The 7,275-nt window shown below is 36.7% G+C and carries 10 protein-coding genes; all 10 read left to right on the top strand.

Features of this window, described 5'->3' with window-relative positions:
- Positions 1–391 precede the first annotated feature (391 nt).
- The 10 genes from QNM16_RS06460 to QNM16_RS06415 all read left to right on the top strand — a co-directional run bounded on the left by QNM16_RS06460 (position 392) and on the right by QNM16_RS06415 (position 7,224).
- A complete protein-coding gene (locus QNM16_RS06460) occupies positions 392–886 on the top strand; it encodes a hypothetical protein (protein WP_284019723.1) in 495 nt (164 codons plus the stop codon).
- A 96-nt stretch (positions 887–982) separates the two neighbouring features.
- Positions 983–1,705 carry a hypothetical protein gene (locus QNM16_RS06455; protein WP_284019722.1) on the top strand — a complete coding sequence of 241 codons (723 nt, stop codon included), beginning with the start codon at positions 983–985 and terminating at the stop codon, positions 1,703–1,705.
- 114 nt (positions 1,706–1,819) lie between these two features.
- On the top strand, positions 1,820–2,143 hold the full coding sequence (locus QNM16_RS06450) for a hypothetical protein (RefSeq protein WP_284019721.1): 324 nt from the start codon (positions 1,820–1,822) through the stop codon (positions 2,141–2,143).
- A 160-nt stretch (positions 2,144–2,303) separates the two neighbouring features.
- Positions 2,304–3,299, top strand: coding sequence for a transposase (locus tag QNM16_RS06445; RefSeq protein WP_284019720.1), 996 nt, complete (start codon positions 2,304–2,306; stop codon positions 3,297–3,299).
- A 325-nt stretch (positions 3,300–3,624) separates the two neighbouring features.
- Positions 3,625–4,020 carry a hypothetical protein gene (locus QNM16_RS06440; RefSeq protein WP_284019719.1) on the top strand — a complete coding sequence of 132 codons (396 nt, stop codon included), beginning with the start codon at positions 3,625–3,627 and terminating at the stop codon, positions 4,018–4,020.
- A 136-nt stretch (positions 4,021–4,156) separates the two neighbouring features.
- Positions 4,157–4,513 carry a hypothetical protein gene (locus QNM16_RS06435; protein WP_284019718.1) on the top strand — a complete coding sequence of 119 codons (357 nt, stop codon included), beginning with the start codon at positions 4,157–4,159 and terminating at the stop codon, positions 4,511–4,513.
- Between the two features lie 418 nt (positions 4,514–4,931).
- A complete protein-coding gene (locus tag QNM16_RS06430; protein ID WP_284019717.1) occupies positions 4,932–5,252 on the top strand; it encodes a hypothetical protein in 321 nt (106 codons plus the stop codon).
- Positions 5,253–5,514: 262 nt separating this feature from the next.
- Entirely contained in the window at positions 5,515–5,691 is a 177-nt protein-coding gene (locus QNM16_RS06425; RefSeq protein ID WP_284019716.1) for a hypothetical protein, read from the top strand.
- A gap of 40 nt (positions 5,692–5,731) precedes the next feature.
- Positions 5,732–6,340, top strand: coding sequence for a GNAT family N-acetyltransferase (locus tag QNM16_RS06420; RefSeq protein WP_284019715.1), 609 nt, complete (start codon positions 5,732–5,734; stop codon positions 6,338–6,340).
- A 521-nt stretch (positions 6,341–6,861) separates the two neighbouring features.
- Positions 6,862–7,224, top strand: a complete 363-nt coding sequence (locus QNM16_RS06415) for a hypothetical protein (protein WP_284019714.1) — start codon at positions 6,862–6,864, stop codon at positions 7,222–7,224.
- Positions 7,225–7,275 lie beyond the last annotated feature (51 nt).

The following is a 7,275-nucleotide window of genomic DNA, read 5'->3' as shown; positions in this document are numbered from 1 at the left end:
AAACCAAATGGGAAACCAAATGGGAAACCAAATGGGAAACCAAATGGGAAACCAAATGGGAAACCAAATGGGAAACCAAATGGGAAACCAAATGGGAAACCAAATGGGAAACCAAATGGGACAGGCACCAATTCACTGTGCAAAAGGGTATTTATATAATTTTCTCTATCTTGTAAAAGTGTCTATTCAACTTACTCTTTTTCAAATACCACTGTTAATACGACAAGTGATGTGTTTTAACCGTTTCTAACTTGGTGACATCGGCTTAACTTATTGTTATGGTTTGACGTATTAAAGTGCGTATTTGAAAAGCTGTTGTTTTGCGGCAGACATTACGCTGTTGTTATGCGACATTTGTCGCAGATAAAAATGTTAACTGGACTCGTGACAATTGAATGTATATTTTGAACCAACAATAAATACAAGTATTGACCATTTCTTAGGCCTAATCCCTTTTTTTGTATTACTGTTTTTGGTCCTTAAGTTCCCAGTTGTATCTCAAGTAGCCGCGGATATAACAAAAATAGAAAGAGTAAGCTTAGTTAGAGGCTTTGTGGGTATATGTCTGTTGGCTATTTTAAGTGAAATATTTAATTACTCTGATAAAGTTGAAGTAAGTAATATCATTGAAAGTAAAGAGTTTAAGCAAGTTCAAGGTTGTATTAGCAACTATGAAAAACAAACACCTAAACATGGCACCTTAATTGAGTCATTCAGTATTGATGATGTTGAATTTACTTTTAGCAATCATGATGTGGGCCCTTATTTTCATGGAAAGTTACATAAAGATAATTTCATAAAAAACGGCCAGTGTGTTTCAATCGATTATGTACTACATGGAAGAAAGAATAAGATTCTTAAAATAGTCCAGTTAACAAAGCCTTAAAATTGGATTCGTAACAGTTGGCTCGATTCTGCTTCGCTTCATATTTTAGCCAACTGCCACTCACCGCTTAAGGCGGTGTTAGCTGCCGAGGAAAGTATGAAGTATTTTTTAATCTTATTTTTTTGCTCTTTCAATTCTCTAGCGTCAGTGCCTAATGAACAAATTCACTGTCCAGAATATAATGAAGTTCAAGCGCTAGAGCTTGAACCAAATAAAAAATATTTCATAGATACTGTTAGAGCTAGGGTTGAATCTGTTGAAGTCACAGATGCCGAAATATTTAATTTCGTGAAGCAGTTCGGTGAAAATGAGAGAAGAATAAAGCTCACAAGTAATGAGTCATTAGCTAATGAAATTGGGGCTACAGTAGTTTATTCGATGCAGTATTACCGAGATAAGTATTTTGGGCGACAGAATCATTTAACAACTCACCATGTTCCAGCAGCGGTAACATATAAAACACCTTATGGGTATTTAGCAGGAGATTCACAAGGTGAATTTGGTGGTGAACTTGTTTTTGTCGATAACTCTGGCTCAGTCCAATTGATTCAGGATATGAATGTAGAGGATATCTACGAATTTAAGTTTGGTTATGTTGTAACCGAAGGTTTAAGTCATATGTCCAGCGACAATGGTATGCTCTACCTTGTAACGTTTTTAAATAAAAAACCACATTTGACTAAATTATTCGGTTTAATTGGAGCACCTAAAAGTAGTTTAAAACTTGCCAACGGCGACTTATTAATAAATTCCCGAGAAGGTAGCCAAATATTAAAAAGTGATGGTTCTTTAACAAGGGTATCGTGCAAAGGCAGCTAACAAACAGTTTAAAAGCGGACAAAATTCAGTTGGCTGGTTTCGCTCCGCTTCATATTATAGCCAACCAAATTTTGCCTTTTAACTGAGGCGTTATACATTACCGAGGGAACATTTATGAAAGTTAAGAGTGCCTTATTATTTTTACTATTATTCTGCAATAAGGCAATGGCTGCAATTAGCTGTCCTGCCTCGCATAGCTTTTGCGAAATTTATGGGACAGAAATCTCCAGTGTTTATATTAACGAAGCAGGTACTGCATTGATAGGAGTACCTGATCAAAATGGTTGGTTAACCATTGGTAATGTCAATTCTAGTGAAACAGCGAAGGTTATGTATTCTACAGCTCTTGCAATTAAAGCTTCTGGTTATAAAAGAGCTTGGGTTCGTTGGAATGAATCAGATAAAAAAGTAATGATTGTTAGCTACGATTGGAAATAGTGTATAACAAACGCATCAACGCAAGGACTTTAAAAGTTTGGCTTCACACACTGCCTCGCTATAGAGTACATAAGTACATGGGACAGACACAATCTCTTTGCATAAATTGAGGTGCTTGACTACTGTTTAAATATCCAGTTTAAAGTGGAGTTGAATAGGAATGACAAGAGCACGGAAAGCCCTAATAGATTTGTCGTCGACGTCTTATTATCACTTAATAGCGCGGTGTGTACGCCGTGCTTTTTTGTGCGGAGATGATAAGTATACAGGTAAAAACTTTGACCATAGACGAACATGGTTAGTTGAGAGAATAAAACTGCTAAGCAGTGTATTTGCCATTGAAATAGCGGCTTATGCCATCATGAGTAATCACTATCATTTGGTGGTGAAAGTGAATAGGCAGCAAGCACTTAATTGGTCAGATAACGAAGTGATATTAAGATGGTATAGGTTGTACAAGGGTAGTCCTATCATTGATAGATACCTTCACGGTGATATTCTCAGTGAAGCAGAGCAATTGCTTGTGTTGGAACTGATTGAAAAGTGGCGAGCTCGGTTATACGACATCAGCTGGTTTATGAAAAACCTCAATGAATACATAGCAAAAGAAGCAAACAAGGAAGATAACTGTACCGGTAAATACTGGGAAGGACGATACAAATCACAAGCCTTGTTAGATGAAACAGCATTGCTCAGCTGCATGGCCTATGTAGATTTAAACCCAGTCCTAGCGAACATGGCAAATAATCTAGAGGATAGTGACTTTACATCTATCCAAGAGCGCATAAGGTATTTTAAAAACGTCAAATCAAACGCAAAAAAATCTAATCAGAATAATAAAGCTGCGCATCAAATCAAACAGCCAAAAACACTGAAATCGTTTGGTAAAAGAGAGGATGAAAACACACTGCCTTTTTCGTTTTTGGATTACCTCGAGTTAGTTGATTGGACGGGTCGACATGCCCATCCGAAAAAGGAAGGGTATATACCAAAGAGTGTGCCCGATATTCTAGTATCACTGAAAATGGAAGAAGCAACTTGGCTGGGTAGGGTTCAAAATTATGGTACTCACTATGGCAACTTTATTGGCTCGAAAACGGTATTAAGAGCGCATGCTGCTAAAAATGATGTAAATTGGTATAAGGGAGTTGGTTAGTAAAAAGTTGTTTTATCCTTGCTTATAAATCTAGTTTTTTCTTATTTAATCAAATGAAAATATTCCTATTTGAAGTTTACATCTAATGTAAGGGGTTTTTTGATATCTCTTAAGTGAAGGCCTCTATGTTTTGGAAAGATATCTTGAAATTTGTTTAGTTTTTTAAAATGTGCCTGTCCATTCTTATGTCCTTCTTATGTCTTTTGGAAATATAACAAGTTAATTAAACAATGGACGCAAAACAGCAGGCTTGCGCTCATTCTTCGCTTAGTTTAACCTGCTATTTTGTGCCGTTTACGGCAAGAGCTATATTTCAGGGGGAAAAATGAAGAGCATCTTTGCGGCCACATTGTTCTTATTAGTACCAAATATTGGTTGGTCATGTATGCCTTCAATTCCTTCAGGTGCATCTTTAAAGTATTTCCCAGCTCCAAAATTTTCAAAGCAATTAAAGTTTGAAGTGAAAGCTGCGACTGCAATTGCAAATGTTTGGATTAGTAAAACAGGGAAGGTAGAAAGAATAGAAAATTTAGAAACCGTTCCCGAAGGACTCCCTTTAGAACCTATAAAGAAATCTTTCATGAAAGCGCAATTTTTTATGTTAAACGGTGTGGAAGTGTCAAATGAGCGAATAGAAGTAGACTTCCCATTGGTTAACGAGGACTCTTTCGATATACCCAATTTAGAGTTAGATTTATCAGTTGATATTGATATAAAATGAAATGTAACAACCTGTTAAATAAGAATGAATTTTACTGTGTCGCTTTTTACCATTGCGCTTCGCGCGCAATAATCAGCCCTGCAAAATTTGCCTATTAACAGGACTTTATGAGGGCATTATGTGCCTTCGGAACCTTATGAAATTAACATTCAAGATTGTAACAACACTGGTGTGCATTCTGTTTGCGGCATACCATATTTACTTATTTGTGCTTCCCAGTGTAACGGTGATAAACAACTCAAAATCGGTAGTTGAAAGCGCAAGGGTTAACTTGCCAAGTTCAGGCTTGGACTTTGGCCCCATTAATGCTGGATCGAAGAACACGATTTACTATGCGTTAGAGCAAAGTGACGGTGTTTATCAGTACCAGTTTAAAATTGAAAGTGGTCTTGTCTTGTCGGGTAAGTGTGGTTACGTTACAAATAACGAGGTTCATAAGCGTGTGGTTCTTTTGGTTAAAGAAAATCAGGTAAGCTGTCAATCAAGCACATAACAATTGCATCAAATCGCCGCTACGTTTTGCTGCCCTTTATGCGGTCCCCCGACTGTCAACGAATTCATCTTTGATAATTAGATATGAGACTGCACCTCTACATTAGGCCTATTGATGGCAAGCCTAAGCCTAATGGGACAGGCACAAATATATTGCTGTAATCTTCTATATTTTATAAGTTTGTCTGTTCAATTTGCTCTTTTTCAAATATCACAGTTACATGGCAATTCATATTTTCAATAATTCCTAATTGGGTGACACCTGCTTAACTTATTGTTATGGTTAAGATGAATAAAGCGCATAACTAAAAAGTTGTTGTTATGCGGCAGATATTACGCTGTAGTTATATGACATTTGTCGTAGATGAAATGTTAGCTGTCAGGTAACTTCGGGTAAGTAGTATATTTAAGGAGAATTTGTGAGTAAGTATCTATACGTGGTGCAAATTGATGGTGGTAAGAACCATCCCCAGTACGATGTCTTTTATAAAAATGTTGATAATCTAAATGCTAAAACGCCAGATTATGGAGGAATAAACAATATGTGTGTTATTAGTCACACACAATCTTCAGAAACTCTTCATTTGATGTGCAGTGATGGTATTGATGACGAAAGTACGATTAGCGTTGAAGAAATAACTAGAACAACATTGAATGACTCTAATTGCTATCATTCGCTTTATGAAGACCTTATTGAAAGATATTTTCTTCCTTACGGTAGTTATCCAAATATCGAGTAAACAGCTAACAATCTGTTTAAGAGTGATTCGCAACGCTTGGCATTTTTGCTCTGTGTTGCGTCTAGTGTTTAAAAAATCAAATATCACAGTAACACGGCAATTCATATTTTTAGTAATTTCTCACTTGGTGACACCTGCTTAACTTGTTGTTATACCACAGATATTACGCTGTCGTTATGCGATATTTGTTGTAGATTAAAATGTTATTTTTTACGGAACATAAGCTCAGGAATTAATTTAAGATTAAATAAAAAGGAACTTTATGAAAGAAGCTATGGATGAATTAAAAAGTGAGGCAAAAGCTAAATTACTGTTTTGGAATAAGATTGAAAGCAAAGCAGTTAAAGTTGCTCTCGTATTTGTTTTTATTGGCTTAATCGCTTTAAAAGTATTTACCACAGTACTTACTTTTGACTGGCTGAAAAATTTATTCGCTTAATGAACTTACGGCTAAGAAAAACATAAAAAGTGCCTAAACCATGGACGAAAAACAGCGGGCTTGCGCTCCTTCGTCGCTGATTTTAGTCTGCTATTTTACACCGATTAGGCAAGCGTTAGGTGGTTCGGAAAGTATGCAAGCAACAATTGAAACGAATAGACTGACTCTTAGACCCTTCACCGAGTTTGATGCAACAAGAGTTGCGGAGCTAGCGGGTGAAAAAATCATCTCAGATATGACAGCGAGTATTCCACACCCATACGAGTTAACCGATGCTGTTGATTGGATTAGAACACACCAAGATTTATTCAACACTGGAAAAGGCGTGGTTTACGCTTTGGTTTTAAAGAATAGCAATACTCTAATTGGTGCAGTGAGCTTTCCTAGAATTGAAGAGGGAGAAGGGACATTAGGGTACTGGTTGGGTGTTCCTTTTTGGGGTGCCGGTTATGCTACGGAAAGTTCTAGAGCACTAATCGAGTACGCTAAAGAGAATTTAGGTCTCAGTAAACTCAAGGTTATACATTTAATTGAAAATGAGCGTTCAAAATCAGTTATAAGTAAGTTGGGTGCAACGTATGTTGGCACCAAAACAATTCAAGCTCAAGGCAGAGAGCGTGAGGTGTGCGTTTACACAGCACGGTTATAAATTCATCTTACAAAGCGTTTAAGGTGGAATCCCAATGCTGGGTGTTTTCAGTTTGCTTCAGCTTTAGTGGCTACTGCACAATGTGTTAAGTAAGGTGGTAGCGTTGCTCATCACTTAACGCAGCGTTATAAGTAATAGGATGCGAGATATCAATAAACTATTCGAAAGTATGCTAATCCCGATAACTACTCTTGTTTTAATGGTAACTTACAGTTTGCTTTTACTATTAGAATATAAAAAAACGGCTTTAGTATTAGGCGGCTTTTGCGTCTTGTTTCTAGCTGAGCACGTCTGTAATTTTATCGAAAGAACAAACGTTAAAGTCGTAAAAAAATTATCCGGTACAATCATTCAAAGAACAGTGTCTTTGCTTATACCTGGGTTAATGTTGTTTAGCTTGTATTATATGTTTGGCATATAACAAACGCTAAAACCAAAGAGCACAATACAGCAGGCTTGTGCTTCTTCTTAGCTAATTTTAGCCAGTTATTTTATGCCGTTTAAGGGGTCGTTACGTACCTATGAAAATTCAATTAGCATTGGTGTTAATTCTTATAGCTTTGATTACTTTAGCTTGGCAACCAGCAAAGACTTTTTTACTTCAAGATTCTTGTTTAGATCAAGGAGGAAAGTGGGCATCGAATGGCAACTTTTGTATATATCAAAATTGTGCTGAAACCAGCTCTTGCAAACCAAGCTATAGGAATAACTCAATTTGTGAAGAGCTAAAATCAGGCATATCTCAAGACGAGTTATATTTTCATTTAGGTATGCCTGAATCACGCTCTGACAATAATTTCGTATTCACTGCTGGCGGTGGAGAAAAGGAAATTACAGCAACTATAATGTCTGGTAAAGTTGTTAAGTTGCAATGCGGTACATAAAAAGCGAATTATGAACGGCACCAAAAAGCTTGACTTGGTTCGTACATCATC

This window comes from Pseudoalteromonas umbrosa (assembly GCF_030125375.1).
Taxonomy (GTDB): Bacteria; Pseudomonadota; Gammaproteobacteria; order Enterobacterales; family Alteromonadaceae; genus Pseudoalteromonas; species Pseudoalteromonas umbrosa.
Note: the sequence above shows the minus strand (reverse complement) of the source record. Positions and strands in the feature narration are given on the sequence as shown.